Raw genomic sequence first — 18050 nt, 5'->3', positions numbered from 1 at the left:
CGAAAGCGAGGCCCGCATGGCCCTGTTCGCCGTCGAGTACACCTATTCGGACGCGACCGCCTCGGCGCGCGACGAGCACCGCCCGAAGCACCGCGCATGGCTCGGCGATCTCGTCGAACAGGGAATCGTGCGGGCGACGGGCCCGTGGACGGACGGTTCGGGTGCGCTCATCCTCATCGATGTGGCCGACGAGGCCGCGGCGCGCGAACTGATGGCCCAGGACCCGTTCGCGCAGCGCGACCTCGTCGATGCCGTGCGCATCACCGGGTGGAACCCGGTGATGGGTGTGTTCAACTCCTGACGGATTCCTTCTCGCCGCGCGTCTTCAGCAGGCTGGCCACCGTCGTCACGGCCAGCACGCCGACGATCACGACCAGGGACACGCCGGTGGAGATCTCCGGGACGGCGACGTGCTCGCCGCCGTTGATCCAGCCGAGCGTGTTCTCGTGCAGGGCGTGGAGCACGAGCTTCACGCCGATGAACGCCAGGATGATCGACAGTCCGTAGGACAGGTAGACCAACCGCTCGAGCAGACCGCCGATGAGGAAGAACAGCTGTCGCAGGCCCATCAGCGCGAAGGCGTTCGCGGTGAACACCAGGTACGGCTCATTGGTCAGACCGTAGATCGCGGGGATCGAGTCGAGCGCGAAGAGGATGTCGGTGAACCCGATCGCGACGAGCGCGAGCAGCATCGGCGTGACGAGCTTCTTGCCGTCGATGCGGGTGACGAGCCGGTCGCCGTCGTACTCGTCGTGCACCGGCAGGAACTTCCGGGCCAGCTTGACCATCCGGTTCTCGGAGATGCCCTGCGGGTCCTCGCCGTGGTCGCGGATGAGTTTGACGGCCGTGTAGATGAGAAAGAAGCCGAACAGGTAGAACACCCAGCTGTAGGTGTTGATCGCCGCGGCACCGACCGCGATGAAGGCACCGCGCATCACCAGGGCCAGCACGATGCCGATCGTGAGGACCTTCTGCTGGTATTCACGGGGCACTGCGAAGGTGGCCATGATGATGACGAACACGAAGAGGTTGTCGACCGACAGCGCCTTCTCGGTGATGTAGCCGGCGAAGTACTCACCGCCGTAGGTCGGGCCCCAGATCGCGAAGACGATCACGCCGAAGAGGATCGCGATGGCGATGAAGACGGCCGACCAGAAGCCGGATTCGCGCAGGGTCGGCGCGTGCGGCTTGCGGACGTGGGCGAAGAAGTCGAAGACGAACAACCCGATGATGACGGCGATCGTGATCAACCACGTGGTCAGGGTTACGTGCATGGGCACAGGGCCTTCCGGTAGGTATGCGTACCTGCCGGAGGTCTCTCCCGCCCGGACCATCGCCGGACCGACGGCCCCGGGACGGCATCGGCGCCGCACGTGTTGACGAGACCGCCGCGGATCAGGGGATACTCCCCTCCACAGCTCCCCCGATTGTGCCACACATCGTCACTTCCCGCCGGAGGCAGCAGTGACGGTCCGTCGAACGGGCCGGTCTCATTGCTCGGCGGCCGGGGCCTCCGCCGGGTCTCCGCCGCCACGGATCGAGTACAGCAGGCCGTCGAGCTCCTCCGGCTTGACGAGCACGTCGCGGGCCTTGCTGCCCTCGCTCGGCCCGACCACGCCGCGTGTCTCCATCAGGTCCATCAGGCGACCGGCCTTGGCGAATCCGACGCGGAGCTTGCGCTGCAGCATCGACGTCGAACCGAACTGGCTCGTGACGACGAGTTCGACGGCCTGCAGGAAGACGTCGAGGTCGTCGCCGATGTCGGGGTCGACGTCCTTCTTGTCGCCGGCCTTCGGGGCGGTGACGCCCTCGTTGTACTCGGGTTCGGCCTGGTTCTTGGCGAAGTCGACGACCCCTGCGATCTCGTCGTCGGTGATGAACGCGCCCTGCAGACGGATCGGTTTGCCCGCGCCCATCGGCAGGAACAGTCCGTCGCCCATACCGATGAGCTTCTCGGCACCGGGCTGGTCAAGAATGACGCGCGAGTCGGTGAGCGAACTCGTCGCGAACGCGAGCCGCGAGGGCACGTTCGTCTTGATGAGACCGGTGACGACGTCGACCGAGGGTCGCTGGGTGGCGAGCACGAGGTGGATGCCGGCGGCGCGGGCCTTCTGAGTGATGCGGACGATGGCGTCCTCGACGTCGCGCGGGGCCGTCATCATCAGGTCGGCGAGCTCGTCGACGATGGCGAGGATGTAGGGATACGGCCGGTACACACGCTCGCTGCCCAGCGGTGCGGTGATCTCCCCCGACTTCACCTTCGCGTTGAAGTCGTCGATGTGCCGCACCCGGTTGGCCTGCATGTCCTGGTAGCGCTGCTCCATCTCCTCGACGAGCCACGCGAGCGCCGCCGCGGCCTTCTTCGGCTGCGTGATGATCGGTGTGATCAGGTGCGGGATGCCCTCGTAGGGCGTCAGCTCGACCATCTTCGGGTCGATGAGGATCATCCGCACCTCGTCGGGCGTCGCGCGGATGAGCAGCGACACGAGCATCGAGTTGACGAAGCTCGACTTACCGGACCCGGTGGAACCGGCGACCAGAAGGTGCGGCATCTTCGCGAGGTTGGCGGAGACGAAGTCGCCCTCGATGTCCTTGCCGAGACCGATGACGAGGGGATGGTGGTCGCGGCGGGTCGACGGTGCCGCGAGCACGTCCGACAGGCGCACGAGTTCGCGGTCGGTGTTGGGAACCTCGATACCGACGGCGGATTTTCCCGGGATCGGCGCGAGCAACCGCACGTTGTCGGTCGCCACGGCGTACGCGATGTTGCGGGCGAGCGCGGTGATCTTCTCGACCTTGACGCCGGGGCCGAGTTCGACCTCGTAGCGGGTGACGGTCGGGCCGCGGGTGAAGCCGGTGACCGCTGCGTCGATCTTGAACTGTTCGAGGACCTCGGTGATCGCCTCGATCATCTGGTCGTTCGCGGCCGACCGCGTCTTGGGCGGGTCGCCCTTGGTGAGCAACTCGAGCGAGGGAAGCGTGTAGTCGCCCTCGACCTCGCGGTCGCGGACGAACGTCTCGGCGGGTTCCGGTTCGGTGGTCTGGTCGACGACCTCGGGTACCGGGGCGGCCTTCGGCTTCTTGCGGGTGGGAGCGGGGGCCGGTGCTGCAGCCGGGGTCTCGGCGACCGAGGGCATCTCCAGCGTGGCCGGTGGTGAGGTGGGCTTCTCCGGTTCGGCTGCGCGGTCGTCCCACAGCGGGAGCACCTCGGTCTTCGCGTCGCCGTCGAACTCGTCGGGCGGGTAGTTCTCCACCGGGGTACGCCGGCGGCGGGACCGCTTGGGCGCGGGCGGCTCGTCGATCGGGTAGCCGTCGGCGTCGAACATCGGCGGCTCGTCGTAGCCGTAGCCGTCGTCGTAGTGGTCGTCGTAGTCGCCGTACTCGTCCTCGGCGCGGTAGCCGAGACCGAAGTAGTCGCGGAACAGTTCGGGCAGCTCCCGCACCGTGGTGCCGGTGAGCAGCAGGATCCCGAAGCCCGCCGCGAGGAGCATCAGCGGCACGGACAGCCAGACGGTGAGTCCGGAGGTGAGCGGGCCGCCAACGGCGGCACCGACGAAACCGGCTCCCTCGGCGCGGCCCTCCGCGTCGGTGGGTGAACCGGAGGCGATGTGCCACAGACCCAGTGCGGGCAGACCGACGAGCAGTCCGCCGACGACGAGCCGCGGACGGATCTCGGGATGCGGTTCGGTGCGCATGAGCGTCACCGCGATGCCGACCGCGACGAGCGGAAGGACCGCGCTCGCACCGCCGGTGACGGCACGGACAGCCGTCTCGACCCACTCGCCCACCGGGCCACCGACACCGAACCACACCGTGCCGGCGATGATCACGCCGAGGGAGATCAGTCCGAGCGCGATGCCGTCGCGGCGGTGTCCGGACTCGATCTCGGTGGCGCGACCCATCGTTCGGGTCGTGGCTCCGACGGCGCGGGCCGTCATCATCCAGCCGGCGCCGACGGTGCGGCCCACGGCGGTGAGGATCCCCCCGGAACTGCGCCGGGGACGGGCGGGCGCGGGACGTCGGCTCGCGGCCGGAGCGCGACGCGCGGTGCCCCCGCTGCGACGGCTCGTGGTCGAGGCCGCGGCCCGCGGCTTGCGTGCGGCGGTGGACCGGGACGAACCGGACGCCTTCGACTTCGCGGTCGATCGGGTCTTCGAGGTGGAGGCACCCGCACTGCGGGCACGGGAGGTGCTGCCGCCCGAGCCCCGCGCCCCCGTCCGCGACCGAGAGGTCGTAGACGACGTTCCGCGGCTGCCCGACGACTTTCCTGCCATGTCCGCCAGGGTAGCCGCACGGACCTCTCATGAACCATCAGCAACACGGGTACCGGGCGGCGGCACTGGTCACATGCCGTGCAGGCGAGTGCTCACAGGCCGCGTTTCGACGCCGCCAGTTCGGTGACGGCCGACTCGTCGCCCTCGATCTCGAGCCGCACCTGGTCGCGGCCGAAGGCGTGGAGCACGAGTTCGGACGGTTCGCCGCGCAACACGACCGTGCGGGGGCCGCGCTTGCGGAGGGTGACCCGCTCGCCGGAATCGGACCTCTCGAAGACGACCGTGACGTCGCATCCGCCGTAACTGTTGCGCCCGATCATCCGTGCGATCCGCCAGAGCTGGTCCTGGTCGTCGGCCGACAGCGTCCGCGGTTCCCATCCGGGCTGCGCGCGGCGCACGTCCTCGTGGTGCACGAACATCTCCGCCGCGTTGGCGACGGCGTCGAACAGGAACATCGGCGACCACTTCGGCGGGCCGGAATCGACGTCGGCGAGCAGGTGTGCCCACTGCCGGTCGGTGGCGGAGCGTCGCACCTTCTCCGTGTGGTCGGCCAGGGCCGGGACGAGGATGCCGGGCATCGCGTCCACGCGGCGCTCGCGGACGAGCAGGTGCGCGGCGAGATCCCGGACCGTCCAGTCGCCGCAGAGCGTCGGCGCGTCGGGCCCGACCTCGGACATGGTGCGGACGAGGGCATGTCGTTCGCTTCGGGCGAGGCTCATTCCGCCACTCTAGCGATCACGGTTGCCCTCGCCCATCGCGCGAGCCCGCGTGTTCGGCGGGCCCGCGCGGACCGTACTCAGGAGACCGGGATCACCGTGGGCACGATCATCGGACGACGACGATAGGTCTCGGCGACCCAGCGGCCGACGACCCGGCGGATGCCCTGGGCGATGCGATGGGTCTCCGTGACCCCTTCGGCAGCGAGTTCGTTGAGCGCCTTGTCGACGAGTTGTGCCGCTTCGTTCAATGCGCCCGGGTCGTCGGAGAAACCGCGACCGGAGACCTCCGGGGTACTCACCGCACGGCCGGTGGTGGCGTCGACCGCGACGGAGATCGAGATGAAACCACCTTCGCCGAGAACGAGACGATCGGACAGCGTGGACTCGCCCACGTCGCCCACCGACAGGCCGTCGACGTAGACGTGGCCGACCGGGACACGCCCGACGATCTCGGCGAGTCCGTCGACCATGTCGACGACCACGCCGTCCTCTGCGAGCACGATCCGCTCGCGGGGAACACCCGTGGCCTCGGCCAGAGCGGCGTTCGCCCGCAGGTGGCGCCACTCGCCGTGGACGGGCATCGCGTTGGTCGGACGCACCGCGTTGTAGAGGTACAGCAGCTCGCCGGCCGACGCGTGGCCGGAGACGTGCACCTTCGCGTTCTGCTGGGTGACGACCTTCGCACCGCGCTTGGCAAGGCCGTTGACGACCGCGAACACGGAGTTCTCGTTGCCGGGGATCAGCGACGAGGCGAGGACGACGAGATCGTCGGCCCGGATGTTGATCTGCCGGTGCTCCCCTCGCGCCATCCGGGACAGCGCCGAGAGCGGTTCACCCTGCGAACCGGTGGAGACCAGCACGACCCGGCCGTCGGGCAGGCTCGCCGCGGTGTCGATGTCGACCTCGAGGCCGTCGGGCACGTTCAGGTAGCCCAGATCCTGCGCGATCTGCATGTTGCGGACCATCGACCGGCCAACGAACGCCACGCGCCGGTTGTAGCGCTCGGCGACGTCGACGATCTGCTGGATGCGGTGCACGTGGCTCGCGAAGGACGCGACGATCACCCGGTTGGTGGCCTTGCCGATGACGGTGTCGAGCACTCCGCCGATCTCGCGCTCGGGGGTGACGAAGCCCGGGACCTCGGCGTTCGTCGAGTCGACGAGGAACAGGTCGACGCCCTCGTCACCGAGGCGGGAGAAGCCCGCGAGGTCGGTGAGGCGGTTGTCGAGCGGCAACTGGTCGAGCTTGATGTCGCCGGTATGCAGCACGACGCCCGCGGCGGTGCGGATCGCGACGGCGATCGCATCGGGGATGGAATGGTTGACCGCGAAGTACTCGCACTCGAACGGACCGTGCGAGGTGGTCTGCCCCTCGACGACCTCGACGAGCTTGGGACGCTGACGGTGTTCGCGGCACTTGGCCGCGACCAACGCCAGGGTGAACTTGGACCCGACGACCGGGACATCGGGGCGCAGACGCAGCAGGAACGGCACGGCACCGATGTGGTCCTCGTGGCCGTGGGTGAGGACGATCGCCTCGACGTCGTCCATCCGGTCCTCGATGTACCGGAAGTCGGGCAGGATCAGGTCGACGCCCGGCTGCTGGTCCTCGGGGAAGAGAACACCGCAGTCGACGATCAGGAGCCGTCCCTGGTGTTCGAAGACCGTCATGTTGCGGCCGATCTCGCCGATACCGCCGAGCGCAACCACACGCAGACCGTCGCGGGGAGCCTTGGGCGGTGTACCCAACCGTTCGGTGGGGTCGACGACGCGCGCGTCGGGTCGCTGGGCGGCAGCGGAGTTCTGCACGACCCGGCGCGGGGCGCGGGAGGGCGGACCGGCGTTGCGGGTGGCGCGGCCACGGCCACGATCGGGGCGGCTCATCACAGCACCCCCGCAGCCTGGAGATCTGCCGCGAGCGCGTCGATCTGCGCGGTCACCGGGGCGACCTGCGGCAGGCGGGGCTCTCCGACGTCGATGCCGAGCAGTCGCAGCCCGGCCTTCGAGGCGCTCACACCTCCCAGCCGCGCGACGGCCCGGTAGATGGGCACCATCGACAGGTTGATGCGGCGGGCGAGTTCGAGATCGCCGGCCTCGAAGGCGGTGTGCAGCTCGCGGAGGCGACCGGGCACGAGATGACCGATCACGCTGACGAATCCGACGGCGCCGACGGACAGCCACGGCAGGTTCAGCGGGTCGTCGCCCGAGTAGAACTTCAGGTCGGTGGTGCCGATCAGTTCGGCACCCGCGTTCAGGTCGCCCTTGGCGTCCTTGACCGCGACGATCCGCGGGTGCTCGGCGAGCAGGCGCAGCGTGTCGGTCTCGATCGGCACGACGGATCGAGGTGGGATGTCGTAGAGCATGACCGGCAGATCGGTCGCATCGGCCACGGCGACGAAGTGGGCGTAGAGGCCGGCCTGCGGGGGTCGCGAGTAGTACGGGGTCACCACGAGCAGGCCGTGCGCCCCGGCACGCGCGGCGTCGCGGGCGAGCTCGACACTGTGGGCGGTGTCGTTGCTGCCGGCACCGGCGATGATCTTGGCGCGGTCGCCGACGGATGCGAGCACGGCCCGCATCAGCTCGATCTTCTCGTTCTCGGTCGTCGTGGGCGATTCGCCGGTCGTACCGGCGAGAACCAGTGCGTCACAGCCACCGTCGACGAGATAGTTCGCCAGACGCACGCCCGCATCCACGTCGAGCTTGCCATCGGCAGTGAACGGGGTCACCATCGCTGTGGCGACGGTGCCGAACGGAAGCTCGACAGCAGTTGCGGAATCACCGTTGGTCATGGTCAGAAGGCTACCGCGTGGCAGGGTCGCCTCGACACACGCCCGCCCCCCGAAGACGGATCACAGATCGGTGTCGAGGTGGATCGAAGATCTGTGTGCAGGTCGATCAGAGATCGGTCGCGAGCGTGGGAGCTGCGATCTCGCTGCCGTCGGACAGTTTCGTGATCGCGAAGTCCGAGAACGCGTTCGGTGCGGCATCCGCAAGCTGACGTACACATTCGACGGCGAGACGCCGGATCTCGACGTCGGCATGTTCGGTCGCGCGCATGGCGACGAAGTGACGCCACGAGCGGTAGTTGCCGGTGACGACGATGCGGGTCTCCGTGGCGTTGGGGAGGACCGCCCGGGCGGCCTCCCGGACCTGCTTGGCGCGCAACGGACCGGCGGGAAGATGCGAGAGCTTCTCGTCGAGTGCCTCCAGCAGCGCCACGTACGCCTCGCGGCTGCGCGCCGCGGCCGCGAAGAACAGCTCCTCGAGCTCGGCGTCGCCCGCGATCGCGGGCGGAACCACCACGGGCACCTCACCGTCGGCGACGAAACGCTGGGACAGCTGAGAGAACGAGAAGTGGCGGTGCCGGATCAACTCGTGCGTGCACGAGCGGGAGATACCGGTGATGTAGAAGGTCGCCGTGGCGTGTTCGAGCACGGACAGGTGCCCCACGGTGAGCAGGTGACGGAGGTACCCGGCATTCGTCGCGGTGCGCGGGTTGGGCTTGGACCAGCTCTGGTAGCAGGCGCGACCGGCGAACTCGACGAGCGCCTCCCCGCCCTCGGCGTCGGTGTCCCAGTCGACGTCGTCGGGGAGATGGAACTCCGTCGTGGCGATGAGCCGGACCTTCGGAACGGCGGGTTCGGGCGCCATCGTCTCCTCCTCGCCTCGGTCGTCGCGCATCCTCCGGACGCGCCGTCTCTTCCGTCCGCACACTAACGCGCCTCGACCTGCGACGATCGATGACATCACGATGACACCTTGCGTGACATCATTTGTGACGTCACACTGGCGTCATGGACATCGACAAGTACACGTCCGCCATCACCGACTCCGTGATCTCCGCGGCCGAACTCGGCGACGAACAGACCCGACGCACCGCCGCGGCCCTCGCGACCGCCATCGCCGCACCCGTCCGGCTCGCGGTCCTGGCAGCACTGTCCGACATGGCCAACGAGATCAGCGACGAACTCGGCGACCGCACCGTCACGGTGCGACTCGACGGCACCGACGCCGTCCTCGCCGTCCACAGCGAAACCGCTCCCCCGCACGAGGATCCGACGCCGTCCTTCGAGGAGATGACCGGCGATATCAGCCGGGTGACCCTGCGCCTCGTCGAGCAGATCAAGACCAAGGCCGAGGAAGCCGCGCAGCAGAGCGGACTGTCGCTCAACTCCTGGATGGCGCAGGCCGTGCAGGGCGCCCTGCGGGAGCAGATGCGCTACCAGCGCCGTGCCGACGAATGGCGCCGTCAAGGTGGTTGGGCGAAGCCCACCCCGCCCGCATCCACCGAGCAACCGCCGACCGACCCGACCGATACCGCGGGCCCGGACGACGCGGCGGGCCCCGGCGACACGGAGCCCCACACCGACGCGTGAGGCACCTCACCGCACGATAGAGTGCCGACGCACACATATCGGGCGACGCGGAGGGCGCATGGCGGTCAGCAGCACCAGGAATTTCGACATCGACGCAACCCCGGAGCAGGTGATGGCCGCACTCGCCGCGGTCGAACGCCTGCCCGAGTGGTCGTCGACCCACAAGTCCGTCACCGTCGAATCCACCCACCCCGACGGACGCCCACACCGTGTGCGGATGACCGTCTCGATCGTCGGCATCACCGACGAACAGGTCGTCGAGTACGACTGGAACGGCAACGAGTCCATGTCGTGGACCCTCGTGGAGAGCAGCCAGCAGCGCCAGCAGGACGGTGCCTACACCCTCACTGCCAAGGGATCCGGCACGACGGCCGAATTCTCGCTGACGATCGATCCGAAGATCCCGATCCCCGGATTCCTCGTGCGGCGCGCCGAGAAGATGGCCCTCGAAACCGCCGGCAAGGGCCTCAAGTCGTTCACGGAAAAGCATTTCCGCTGATAGCGGAGCGAAGCATGTCCACTGATCGCGGAGCGAAGAACTCTCGCTCGCGTCAGATCTCACCGGCCGCGGTCGCCGCGACGATGGCGCCGAGCTCGTAGCACTGCTCGCGCACCTTCGCGTCGACCGGTCCGGTGATCTCGAGATCGGCGGCAGCCTGCACGAGACCCAAGCCGGTGGTCAGGCGCCGAACCGAGGCCACAGCCCCGGCGGTGTCGTTGTTCCCGTGCACCCACAGACCGTAGGGACGGCCGGCCACGGCATCGAGACACGGGTAGTAGACGGTGTCGAAGAAGTGCTTGAGCGCACCCGACATGTAGCCGAAATTGGCGGTGGTGCCGAACAGGAAACCATCGGCGGCCAGCACATCGGGCACCGTGGCACCCAGCGCAGGAACCGCCCGGACGGTGACACCCGTGATCTCCGGGTCCCGCGCTCCCGCCAGGACCGCTTCGAGGATCTCGCGGGTCGACGGCGACGGGGTGTGGTGCACCACCAGCACCGTGCGCGATCCGTCCCCGCGTCCCGTCTCGTCCGCCCCTGACCGGTCTTCCACAGCCTCGTCCGTCACATCAGCAGGCTGCTGGACCGCGCTGAGCTTGTCAAAGCCGCTCACGGCAGCGCTTGTCGAAGCCGCTCACGGCAGCGCTTGTCGAAGCCGCTCGTCGGTTCAGGAACCCGCGTCGCCGTCCCGTTCGAGTTTCTCGAGCGCGACGGCCCGGCGCATCGTCTCCCGCGCGCGACTGCGGTCGCCCGCATAGTCGTAGGCGCGTGCGAGCCGATAGGAGTTGCGCCAGTTGTCGGGGTCGGCTTCCCATTCCTGCTTCACGGTCGCGAACAGTTCGTCGGCGGCGTCCCGGTCGATCCGCCCCGAGGGCATGCGGGGCAGATCGTCGACGTCGAGTTCGAGGCCTTCGTCGTGGATCCGCCGCGCGAGATGCTGGTGCTGCAGGCCTGCGCGGAGGGTCGCGTAGACGATCCAGGCTCCCACGATCGGGAGGATGAGGATGCCGATACCGAGACCGATCGCCGCGACCTCACCGGAGCGGATCAGCTCCAGGCCGGTCGAGCCGAGCAGGACGAAGTAGAACCCCAGCGCCACCACGATGAACGCGATGGGCACGAGGACTTTGAGGGAGCCGGTTCTCACAGGTCGAGGAGGGGATCGATTCCGACGGTCAGTCCCGGCCGCTTACCGATCTCCCGCACGCCGAGCAGCACGCCGGGGGCGAAGGAGGAGCGGTCGATCGAGTCGTGCCGGATGGTGAGGGTCTCGCCCTGGGTGCCGAGCAGCACCTCCTGGTGGGCGACGAGTCCGGCGAGACGCACGGAGTGCACGCGGACACCGTCGACGTCGGCGCCGCGCGCACCGTCGAGTTCGGTGGTGGTGGCGTCCGGGCTCGGAGCCACACCGGCCTCGGCGCGGGCCTGCGCGATCAGACGGGCGGTGCGGTAGGCGGTACCGGACGGTGCGTCGGCCTTGTTCGGGTGGTGCAGCTCGATCACCTCGACGGAGTCGAAGAACCGGGCGGCGGCCTGGGCGAAGCGCATCGACAGCACGGCACCGATCGCGAAGTTCGGTGCGATGAGTACCCCCACCTCGGGACGATCCGCGAGCCAGCTCCGCACCCTGTCGAGGCGCTCGTCGTCGAAGCCGGTGGTTCCGACCACGGCGTGGATACCGTTCTCGACGAGGAAGTGCAGGTTGTCCATGACGACGTCGGGGTGCGTGAAGTCGACGACCACCTGGGCCTGCGAGTTCACCAGGGTGTCGAGACCGTCACCCTTGTCGACGGTGGCGACGAGCTCGAGATCGGACGCGGCGTCGACGGCGGCGCAGATCGCCTGGCCGACCTTGCCGGCAGCACCGAGTACACCCACCCGAACCTTTGTTGCATCCACTTGCGTCGTCACGCCCTTTCGTTGCCGTCTCCCCCGGAAATCCTACGCAACCACCCGCGGATGTCCCGAGCGGGTCGAATGCCACCTACTGCTGCGCGCAGAGGGCGTCGAGCCACAGGCCGACCGACGAACGGATCCCGTCGACCCACGCCGTGCCCGGCCCCGAGGACGTGTGGGCGCGTAGGCCGTGGGTGCGATCGAACAGAATTCCTTCGAGCAGGGTCACCAGATCGTGGCCGGCCGTACCGGGGTCGGGCGCTCCGAGCTCCCGCACGAGGTCGGTGGCCGCGGTGATCGAGAACATGCAGCCCGCGAGCGCCTCGGCCGACTCGGGTTCGAGCCGCGCGTCGGTCGCGAGCGCGTACCGGGCCAGCACATCGGTGCGGCGCACCGTGAGCAGACGTTCGATATAGCGCGCGATCAGGTCGGCGGGCGAACTCGGGGTGCCGGTCGTGTCGTCGAACAGCGCGGCGAAATCCGCGCGCGACCGATCGGTGAGACGGGCGATCGCAGCCGAGACCAGGGCGTGGCGGGTGCGGAAGTAGTACGAGGTCGAGCCCTTCGGCAGACCGAGATGCACGTCGATGCCCGTGTGCGTCACCGCGTGGTTGCCGCCACGGGCGGCGAGTTCGAGTGCGGCGTCGCTGATGGCCGTGTGCCGGGAGGGACGTCGAGGCGGAATCGTCACTCTACGATGATAGAGTCTCGGCGTGAGGTTGCGCCGCCGCAGGAACCGCAGGTCACCGAACACCGCCCTGCCGAACCCCGTTCCCCGCACGGTGTTCGACGACGCCGCGCGTAGCAGGGGGTTCGTGCTCGATCCCGCGCAACACCACGCCGTCGAGCAGCTGTGCCATCCCGAGCGCCCGAACGTCTACCTGTGGGGCCCGCCCGGACGTGGCAAGAGTTGGCTCGCCGACGTCTACTTCTCGGCCTATCCCGGACCGGACAAGCTGCGCGTCCACTTCCACGAGTTCTTCCGCGACCTGCACGTCGAGCTCCGACGGCACCGCTTCGATCTCGACGCCGCACTCGATCATCTGATCGGTCGCGCCGAACTCCTGTGCTTCGACGAATTCCACGTCCACGATCCGGCGGACGGCACGTTCGTCGCCCGGTTGCTCCCCGCACTGCTCGCGCGGCACACGCGTCTCGTCCTGACCTCGAATTACCGTCCCCGCGAGCTTCTCCCCGATCCGCTCTTCCACGAGGGCTTCGTCCCGACGATCGAGCTCGTCGAGCGGTGCGCGACCGTCGTGGCCCTGGATGGTCCGCGCGATCATCGGCTCGATTCCGACCGTACGCGGGGTTTCGCGTCGGGGATCTGGGCCGTCTCCCCGTCCGACCTGCAGCTACGACGGCAGGGCCTCGAGCGGCCGGCACCGGCCGAACATCGGGTCCTGCGCCCGGCAGGACGTCCGCTCCGCGCTCTACGGGCCGAGAAGGACTGTCTCTGGTTCGACTTCGGCGACCTCTGTGGGCACACCACGGCGCCGGCCGACTATCTGGCGCTCGCGGCGGAGCACCTGTTCTGGGTCGTCGACAAGATCCCGAACCTGACGACCGCCGGTCGCGAACCCGCGCAGCGATTCGCCGATCTGGTGGACGTGCTCCACGACCGCGACGCGCGGGTCGTCTTCGTCGCGGAGGTCGCGGTGTCGGAACTCGCTGCCGCGGCGGGACCCGTCGCGCACGACATCGGACGCCTGCGGAGCCGACTGGCTCAGCTGAGGACGATTCAGGACACGAGTTCGCGCACCGATGCCGGAAGGTCACGCGTGCGCCTGTAGGGACCGGCGACCGCGACCGCGAACGGCCGGTGCAGCAGGTCGGCTGCCACGCTGCGTACTTCCTCGGTGGACACCGACGAGATGCGTTCGAGGGTCTCGGTGATGCTCCAGTGCTGTCCGTAGCTCAGTTCGCTGCGGCCGATCCGGTGCATGCGCGCGCCGGCGTCCTCGAGTCCGAGCACGAGACCGCCGCGCAGCGACCCCTTGGCACGAGCGCATTCCGCGTCGGTGATGCCGTGTTCGGCCACGTCGGTGAGCACTTCCCGGACCACCGCGGCGACCTCCCCGAGGTTGTCGGGCTGACAACCCGCGTAGACGGAGAAGGCGCCGGTGTCGGCGAAGGTGTCGGTGCCGGAGTACACCGAGTAGGCCAGGCCCCGCTTCTCCCGCACTTCCTGGAACAGGCGCGAACTCAGCCCGCCGCCGACGGCTGCGTTGAGCACCGACAGCGCCCAGCGACGCCCGTCGTGCCGGCCGAAGGAGCGCACGCCGAGGGTCAGGTGCGTCTGCTCGTTGTCGCGCTCGACGATGCTCATCGTCGGCGCGGTACGCAGTTCGAGCCGTCCGTCGCGGCAGGGCGCGGGAGCGGCCGCGTCGTCCAGATGACCGGCGAAGGCGCGGCGCACCAGTTCGACGGTGTGCGCGTGGTCGACGTTGCCGGCGACCGCGACGACCATCCGCGGCGGCGTGTAGCGGCGCACGTGGAACGAATGCAGCTGGGTCCGGGTCATGGACTCGATCGACTCGACGGATCCGATGATCGGCCGGCCGATGGGGTGATCGCCGTACAGCGCGGTGAGCAGCGAGTCGCCGAGCAGGTCCTCGGGATCGTCGTCGCGCATCGCGATCTCCTCGAGCACCACCTGACGCTCGACGTCGACGTCCGCGCTCAGGCACCGGCCGCGCAGGACGACGTCGGCGACGACGTCGACGGCGATCGGCAGGTCGTCGTCGAGCACGTGCGCATAGAAGCAGGTGTGCTCCTTGCTGGTGAACGCGTTGAGCTCTCCCCCGATCCCGTCCATCGTCTCGGCGATGTCGAGAGCGGTACGCGTCGGGGTCGCCTTGAACAGCAGGTGCTCGAGGAAGTGGGCGGCGCCTGCGACGGACGGTTGTTCGTCGCGGGACCCGACACCGACCCACACTCCGACGGCCGCCGAGCGAACTCCCGGGACGTGCTCGGTGACGACCCGCACGCCTCCGGGCAGGACCGAGCGTCGGACGCCGGTGGCCGCGACGGGTGCGGGGGTCGAAGCGTCGTTCTTCACGTGGGAACTGGAAGCCATGGGGATCTTCGGTGGTCCTGACAAGGTCGGAGGGCGCGGAACATTTCACAGTACACCGGGACTCTCCCCCACCATCGGGCGCGCGCTCACCATCCCCGTCGTTGCGGCTGCGAACCCACGAGCCGTCCGGGACGTGCCTCGTCGCGGCTGCGGTAGACGATGTACGGCCGGAACAGATATCCGACCGGGGCGCTGAACGCGTGGACGAGGCGTGTGAACGGCCAGAGCGCGAAGAGCACGAGGCCGATCAGCGCGTGCAGTCGGAAGCTGAACGGTGCCTCCACCATCAGGTCGCCGCGGGGTTGCAGGACCCAGATCGACCGGAACCACGGCGAGACGGTCTCGCGGTAGTTGTGCTCCTCGCCCACGACACCCGACCCCATCAGCGTGGTGGCGAGACCCGCCACGATCGCGGCGACGAGCACGAGGTACATGACCTTGTCGTTGAGGGTGGTGGCGCTGAAGACGGGACCGCGGGTGCGTCGGCGGTACACGAGCAGGGAGATGCCCACGAGCGTCGAGACACCGGCGATCGTGCCCAGCGTGATGGCCTGCACGTGGTAGGCGTGCTGGCTCAACCCCACGGCGTCGGTCCACGACTGCGGGATCACCAGGCCGATGATGTGGCCGACGATCACGACCAGGATCCCGAAATGGAACATCGGGCTGGCGATGCGCAGCAACCGCGCCTCGTACAGCTGGGACGAACGGGTCGTCCATCCGAACTTGTCGTACCGGTACCGCCACCAGGTCCCCACCGCGACGATCGCGAGTGTCACGTACGGCACCACATCCCAGAAGATCTCTCCTGCACTCATGATCGCGGGGCTCCTCGCCGGGAAGATCCGTCGGACGGCGACGAGGGCGCGGTCCGGGGCGGCACCGTCAGGGTGAAGGGTTGCAGGCCGATCGACTCACGGGGCGGTCCCGCCTGCGCGAGACGCCGGGCCCGTTCCTCGTCCCGCGCGGTGACCGGCGGGAGCGTCGCGCACACGGCCGCGACGACCTGCGCGTACGGCGAGCCGGCCTCGTGCAGGGAGGTGTGCAGCACGTCGAGGGCCACCCGATACCGGGTGAGGAGTTCCTCACCCGCGGCGGGATCCACGGTGGCCGCGAATTCGAGGACGACCGGCAGATGGTCGGGTGATTCGTGGGCGGGCGGCTCGACGCCCGCGGCGCGGTAGGCACTCGCGAAGGCGTGCATCTCGGCGCCGCGATTCCGGGTGTCGCCCGCGGTCCAGTAGGTCAGGTACATCGTCGAGCGTCGCCGCAGGTCGAAGGTCTCGACGTACCGCTGGGCCAGGACGAGCAGATCCGGTTCGTCCAGTGCGCGGACCGCCGTCCCCAGCATGTCCTCCTCGGGACCGGTGATGTGGTCGACGAGCTGCCCGGCGACGTCCAGCCGTCCGGCGTGTCCGTCGTCGGGATAGGCCAGCAGCAGCGACGCGGCCTGACGGACGAGGCGACGGTGCAGTGCGCGATCGACGCCGGCGCGCCGTGGACGCAGCAGTCTCATCGCTTCTCCCCTTCCGTGCCGTGACCGCCCCTGTCGTGACCGCCCGGGAACATGCCCGTCGGCACGCCCTTGCCGTCCCAGTTCAGGAGGTTCACCCGCGACGGGTTCGACGCGTTCGCCGCCATCCCCTCACTGGTCTGCCGCTGGGCGAGGGCGTGGAAGGTCTCGACCGCCACCGGGACCGGGGCGCCGCTGGCCTCACCGAACGGACCCGACTCGTACATGCCGGGACCACCCTCGTAGGACAGTGCGCAGTCCGTCGCCGACTCCTCGAGCCGATGCCCTTCGGCCGCATAGGCGGTCGGGATGACGTACCGCTCGTCGTACTTGGCGAGCGCGAGGAGCCGGTACATCTCGTAGATCCGTTCCTCGGTCATGCCGACGGCCTCGGGGATCTCGGGGCGGGTCTCGCGGCCGAGATTGATGTCGCGCATGTAGGAGCGCATCGCGGCGAGTCGTCGCAGCACCGCCTCGACCGTCGCGGTGTCCCCGGCGGTGAACAGTTCCGCGAGGTACGCGATGGGGATGCGCAGGGCGTCGAGGGCGCCGAACAGGTTGCCGATGTCCTCGCCGTCGTGTCCCTCCCGGCTGACGGCGTCGACGACCGGCGACAGCGGTGGCACGTACCAGACCATCGGCATCGTCCGGTATTCCGGATGCAGCGGCAACGCGACCCGGTACGTGCTGATCAGGTCGTAGACCGGCGACCGTTGCGCGGCCTCGATCCACTCGTCGGAGATGCCCTCGGCGCGGGCGCCGGCGATCACCTCGGGGTCGCGGGGGTCGAGCAGCAGCCCGCGTTGCGCCTCGTACAGGTCGGTGTCGTTCTCCACCGATGCCGCCTCCAGGACCCGGTCGACGTCGTAGAGGACGAGACCGATGTACCGGAGCCTGCCCACGCACGTCTCCGAGCACACCGTCGGCAACCCGACCTCGACCCGCGGGTAGCAGAAGGTGCACTTCTCGGCCTTGCCGGTCTTGTGGTTGAAATACACCTTCTTGTACGGGCATCCGGACACGCACATCCGCCAGCCGCGGCACCGGTCCTGGTCGACGAGGACGATGCCGTCCTCCGACCGCTTGTACATCGCGCCGGACGGACACGACGCCACACACGACGGGTTGAGGCAGTGCTCGCAGATCCGCGGCAGGTAGAACATGAAGGTCTGCTCGAACTCGAGCTTGACCCGGTCGCCGACCTTCTTCAGGATCGGGTCGTCGGGCACGATCGCCGGTGAACCACCGAGGTTGTCGTCCCAGTTCGCCGACCATTCCACCTTCATCGGCTCGCCGGAGATGAGGCTGCGTGGCGAGGCCACCGGGACGTGGTCGCCGAGTGGGGCGTTCGTCAGGTTGTCGTAGTCGTAGGTCCACGGTTCGTAGTAGTCGTCGATCGACGGCATCTTCGGGTTCGAGAAGATGCGCGCGAGTTTCGCGAGGCGTCCACCGTCGCGGAGACGCAGCCGTCCCTTGGTATCCCGGACCCAGCCACCGCGCCAGCGTTCCTGATCCTCGTAGGTGCGCGGATAGCCCTGGCCCGGGCGGGTTTCGACGTTGTTGAACCACACGTACTCGGTGCCCGACCGGTTGGTCCACGCCTGCTTGCAGGTCACCGAGCAGGTGTGGCATCCGATGCACTTGTCGAGGTTCATCACCATCGCGAGCTGTGCCATGACCTTCACGATCGCC

18 protein-coding genes are annotated in these 18050 nt (G+C 68.7%); 4 read left to right on the top strand and 14 right to left on the bottom strand.

The annotated features are described in order from the left end of the window. Positions 1 to 16 precede the first annotated feature (16 nt). On the top strand, positions 17 to 301 hold the full coding sequence (locus CKW34_RS09885; protein WP_059381238.1) for a YciI family protein: 285 nt from the start codon (positions 17 to 19) through the stop codon (positions 299 to 301). On the opposite strand, the gene CKW34_RS09880 is transcribed toward CKW34_RS09885, so the two are convergent. The 6 genes from CKW34_RS09880 to thyX all read right to left on the bottom strand — a co-directional run bounded on the left by CKW34_RS09880 (position 291) and on the right by thyX (position 8643). After that, positions 291 to 1274, bottom strand: a complete 984-nt coding sequence (locus CKW34_RS09880; protein ID WP_059381237.1) for a TerC family protein — start codon at positions 1272 to 1274, stop codon at positions 291 to 293. The two genes, CKW34_RS09885 and CKW34_RS09880, sit on opposite strands and share 11 nt — an antisense overlap. A gap of 216 nt (positions 1275 to 1490) precedes the next feature. Then, entirely contained in the window at positions 1491 to 4274 is a 2784-nt protein-coding gene (locus CKW34_RS09875) for a DNA translocase FtsK (protein ID WP_167388356.1), read from the bottom strand. 92 nt (positions 4275 to 4366) lie between these two features. After that, the gene (locus CKW34_RS09870; protein WP_059381236.1) at positions 4367 to 4993 is read right to left on the bottom strand and encodes a TIGR03085 family metal-binding protein; all 627 of its coding nucleotides are present in this window, start codon (positions 4991 to 4993) and stop codon (positions 4367 to 4369) included. Between the two features lie 77 nt (positions 4994 to 5070). After that, on the bottom strand, positions 5071 to 6876 hold the full coding sequence (locus CKW34_RS09865; RefSeq protein ID WP_095092019.1) for a ribonuclease J: 1806 nt from the start codon (positions 6874 to 6876) through the stop codon (positions 5071 to 5073). After that, entirely contained in the window at positions 6876 to 7781 is a 906-nt protein-coding gene (dapA, locus tag CKW34_RS09860; protein ID WP_059381235.1) for a 4-hydroxy-tetrahydrodipicolinate synthase, read from the bottom strand. The genes CKW34_RS09865 and dapA overlap by 1 nt, the downstream gene beginning before the upstream one ends. 106 nt (positions 7782 to 7887) lie before the next feature. Further along, positions 7888 to 8643 (bottom strand): FAD-dependent thymidylate synthase, encoded by a 756-nt coding sequence (gene thyX, locus CKW34_RS09855; RefSeq protein WP_059381483.1) that lies wholly within the window; start codon positions 8641 to 8643, stop codon positions 7888 to 7890. Between the two features lie 143 nt (positions 8644 to 8786). On the opposite strand from thyX, the gene CKW34_RS09850 reads away from it, so the two are divergent. Beyond that, positions 8787 to 9368, top strand: coding sequence for a hypothetical protein (locus tag CKW34_RS09850; protein ID WP_059381234.1), 582 nt, complete (start codon positions 8787 to 8789; stop codon positions 9366 to 9368). Positions 9369 to 9426: 58 nt separating this feature from the next. Beyond that, on the top strand, positions 9427 to 9867 hold the full coding sequence (locus CKW34_RS09845) for an SRPBCC family protein (RefSeq protein ID WP_059381233.1): 441 nt from the start codon (positions 9427 to 9429) through the stop codon (positions 9865 to 9867). Positions 9868 to 9919: 52 nt separating this feature from the next. On the opposite strand, the gene CKW34_RS09840 is transcribed toward CKW34_RS09845, so the two are convergent. From CKW34_RS09840 to CKW34_RS09825, 4 genes are all read right to left on the bottom strand, one after another. Next, the gene (locus CKW34_RS09840) at positions 9920 to 10423 is read right to left on the bottom strand and encodes a flavodoxin family protein (RefSeq protein ID WP_059381232.1); all 504 of its coding nucleotides are present in this window, start codon (positions 10421 to 10423) and stop codon (positions 9920 to 9922) included. 114 nt (positions 10424 to 10537) lie between these two features. Continuing rightward, on the bottom strand, positions 10538 to 11017 hold the full coding sequence (locus CKW34_RS09835) for a hypothetical protein (RefSeq protein WP_059381231.1): 480 nt from the start codon (positions 11015 to 11017) through the stop codon (positions 10538 to 10540). Beyond that, positions 11014 to 11769 (bottom strand): 4-hydroxy-tetrahydrodipicolinate reductase, encoded by a 756-nt coding sequence (gene dapB / locus CKW34_RS09830; RefSeq protein ID WP_174479584.1) that lies wholly within the window; start codon positions 11767 to 11769, stop codon positions 11014 to 11016. Before dapB ends, CKW34_RS09835 begins: the two co-directional genes overlap by 4 nt. A gap of 85 nt (positions 11770 to 11854) precedes the next feature. Further along, complete coding sequence (locus CKW34_RS09825; protein WP_059381482.1) at positions 11855 to 12457, bottom strand: TetR/AcrR family transcriptional regulator; 603 nt, start codon at positions 12455 to 12457, stop codon at positions 11855 to 11857. A 22-nt stretch (positions 12458 to 12479) separates the two neighbouring features. On the opposite strand from CKW34_RS09825, the gene zapE reads away from it, so the two are divergent. After that, positions 12480 to 13559, top strand: coding sequence for a cell division protein ZapE (gene zapE / locus CKW34_RS09820; RefSeq protein ID WP_306303669.1), 1080 nt, complete (start codon positions 12480 to 12482; stop codon positions 13557 to 13559). Here zapE and CKW34_RS09815 read toward each other — a convergent pair. The 4 genes from CKW34_RS09815 to narH all read right to left on the bottom strand — a co-directional run bounded on the left by CKW34_RS09815 (position 13508) and on the right by narH (position 18043). Beyond that, on the bottom strand, positions 13508 to 14845 hold the full coding sequence (locus CKW34_RS09815; protein ID WP_059381228.1) for a M16 family metallopeptidase: 1338 nt from the start codon (positions 14843 to 14845) through the stop codon (positions 13508 to 13510). The two genes, zapE and CKW34_RS09815, sit on opposite strands and share 52 nt — an antisense overlap. A gap of 86 nt (positions 14846 to 14931) precedes the next feature. Continuing rightward, positions 14932 to 15663, bottom strand: a complete 732-nt coding sequence (gene narI, locus CKW34_RS09810; protein WP_059381227.1) for a respiratory nitrate reductase subunit gamma — start codon at positions 15661 to 15663, stop codon at positions 14932 to 14934. Next, positions 15660 to 16361, bottom strand: a complete 702-nt coding sequence (narJ, locus tag CKW34_RS09805; protein ID WP_059381226.1) for a nitrate reductase molybdenum cofactor assembly chaperone — start codon at positions 16359 to 16361, stop codon at positions 15660 to 15662. The genes narI and narJ overlap by 4 nt, the downstream gene beginning before the upstream one ends. Further along, a complete protein-coding gene (gene narH / locus CKW34_RS09800) occupies positions 16358 to 18043 on the bottom strand; it encodes a nitrate reductase subunit beta (RefSeq protein WP_059381225.1) in 1686 nt (561 codons plus the stop codon). Before narH ends, narJ begins: the two co-directional genes overlap by 4 nt. Between the last annotated feature and the right edge of the window lie 7 nt (positions 18044 to 18050).

Source organism: Rhodococcus rhodochrous (assembly GCF_900187265.1).
Lineage (GTDB): Bacteria > Actinomycetota > Actinomycetes > Mycobacteriales > Mycobacteriaceae > Rhodococcus > Rhodococcus rhodochrous.
The sequence above is the reverse complement of the archived record's forward strand: the minus strand, read 5'-3'. Positions and strand labels throughout refer to the sequence as shown.

Excerpts from the sequence above, each read along its gene's own strand:
- CKW34_RS09870 (WP_059381236.1), bottom strand. The coding sequence starts at position 4,993 with ATGAGCCTCGCCCGAAGCGAACGACATGCCCTCGTCCGCACCATGTCC.
- CKW34_RS09845 (WP_059381233.1), top strand. The coding sequence starts at position 9,427 with ATGGCGGTCAGCAGCACCAGGAATTTCGACATCGACGCAACCCCGGAG.
- CKW34_RS09880 (WP_059381237.1), bottom strand. The coding sequence starts at position 1,274 with ATGCACGTAACCCTGACCACGTGGTTGATCACGATCGCCGTCATCATC.
- narJ (WP_059381226.1), bottom strand. The coding sequence starts at position 16,361 with ATGAGACTGCTGCGTCCACGGCGCGCCGGCGTCGATCGCGCACTGCAC.
- dapA (WP_059381235.1), bottom strand. The coding sequence starts at position 7,781 with ATGACCAACGGTGATTCCGCAACTGCTGTCGAGCTTCCGTTCGGCACC.
- CKW34_RS09885 (WP_059381238.1), top strand. The coding sequence starts at position 17 with ATGGCCCTGTTCGCCGTCGAGTACACCTATTCGGACGCGACCGCCTCG.
- CKW34_RS09875 (WP_167388356.1), bottom strand. The coding sequence starts at position 4,274 with ATGGCAGGAAAGTCGTCGGGCAGCCGCGGAACGTCGTCTACGACCTCT.
- thyX (WP_059381483.1), bottom strand. The coding sequence starts at position 8,643 with ATGGCGCCCGAACCCGCCGTTCCGAAGGTCCGGCTCATCGCCACGACG.
- CKW34_RS09865 (WP_095092019.1), bottom strand. The coding sequence starts at position 6,876 with ATGAGCCGCCCCGATCGTGGCCGTGGCCGCGCCACCCGCAACGCCGGT.
- CKW34_RS09850 (WP_059381234.1), top strand. The coding sequence starts at position 8,787 with ATGGACATCGACAAGTACACGTCCGCCATCACCGACTCCGTGATCTCC.
- narI (WP_059381227.1), bottom strand. The coding sequence starts at position 15,663 with ATGAGTGCAGGAGAGATCTTCTGGGATGTGGTGCCGTACGTGACACTC.
- CKW34_RS09815 (WP_059381228.1), bottom strand. The coding sequence starts at position 14,845 with ATGGCTTCCAGTTCCCACGTGAAGAACGACGCTTCGACCCCCGCACCC.